1 protein-coding gene and 2 pseudogenes are annotated in these 1,273 nt (G+C 35.7%); 1 reads left to right on the top strand and 2 read right to left on the bottom strand.

The features are described from left to right. Together IQ224_RS23600 and IQ224_RS24475 are read right to left on the bottom strand one after the other, a co-directional pair. Window positions 1–75 (bottom strand): annotated as a pseudogene (locus tag IQ224_RS23600) (IS200/IS605 family transposase); the annotation flags it as partial. Between the two features lie 45 nt (window positions 76–120). Beyond that, window positions 121–303: pseudogene (locus tag IQ224_RS24475) on the bottom strand (ATPase); the annotation flags it as partial. Window positions 304–891: 588 nt separating this feature from the next. Here IQ224_RS24475 and IQ224_RS23595 point away from each other — a divergent pair. Then, window positions 892–1,273 (top strand): transposase family protein (locus IQ224_RS23595; RefSeq protein WP_194033130.1); only part of this gene is annotated, 382 nt, incomplete at its 3' end.

The raw sequence follows: 1,273 nt of genomic DNA, 5'->3' as shown, positions 1-1,273 counted from the left end.
ACGATATTTGGCTGGGAACACTAAATGATATAGCAAAACACTTACATTATGGCTCTTATGGATGTATTCACTCATTTTTCTATTGTACGCCGCGAGCGGCGGGGAATTAGACCCGAAGAGATTAAAATTTTGATTTATTTCAACAATTTTTGATGATTTAATATTCATTCTTTCTATGGTAGAACGAAAATTAGATTTTCTTATTTCTTCCCCAAAAGCATCCGATAAAAGCTTCCATAACTTAGCTCCTTCCTCTCTAATATGAGTCTCACTGCGGTGATATTCGTTACCTATTTCTTGATATACTTTGCACGGCTACAACTTGCATTTTTTACTCAAGGACAATAAGTAGTCGTGCAAAATTAATTTCCTAGTGAAGATAGGCAAGAGGCAAGAGCGGGGTTAGATATGTGTAATTAATTTTGCCTAGGTACTTAATATAGTTTAAGAGTCATAATTAGAAGCAAAGCAGGCTCTTCAGTTTGTGTTATGCAATGGACGGGGGTTATAAGGGATGGAACCCTTATATAGAAAGTCATTTAGCGATTTTTGTCAATTGTTTTTTATCTAGAGCGAACTAATCAATTAAGTCTCTTGCCAGATAAGGATTTAGTCGATCTATGCCCCCCTATCGAACCATAACAAGTAACGAAGAGCCGCAAAGCACTCATTAAAAACATGATTAACCTAGAATTCACGGAAGAAGAAAAGGCTCTTCGGGAATTGTTATGCAAATAATTAACTTAAAATAAAATTCGATGAGAGTACCTACGCCTAAAAGTAGCTGAAATCTATACAGGGAGACACTTACGGCACAAACAAGTTAATATCAAAAGATAGACAATCGAGTTAAGATTTGATATAATAGCCAAAAACCAGAGTATTTTACTTATGATACTTGACAAATTTTTGAACCTAAAAGGAACGTCTATTCAAGGCTATCTACACCTAGAAAATATCGGTATAGTTTGCCAAATCGAATCGAAAAATCAAAAAGCAATCTGTCCTCGTTGTGGGTTAGAGAGCGATAAACTCCACCAAAATCATCGACATTTAGTCAAAGATTTACCAATCTCAGGTCAACCAGTGTACCTACAGGTTAATCGTCGTCAATTTAAGTGCGATAATTGTCGAAAACCCTTTAGTGAAGAGTTAGATTTTGTCGCCAAGAAACGAACCTATACGAAAAGACTAGCCGAGAATATACTCGAACAATTAAAAGAAGGAGATATTTTAAATGTTAGCCGAAGAAATGACGTAACGGAAGAAGAGA

It is taken from the genome of Microcystis sp. LEGE 00066 (assembly GCF_015207925.1).
In the GTDB taxonomy this organism is placed as follows: domain Bacteria; phylum Cyanobacteriota; class Cyanobacteriia; order Cyanobacteriales; family Microcystaceae; genus Microcystis; species Microcystis ichthyoblabe_A.
This window is presented reverse-complemented; position numbering and strand designations above follow the sequence as displayed.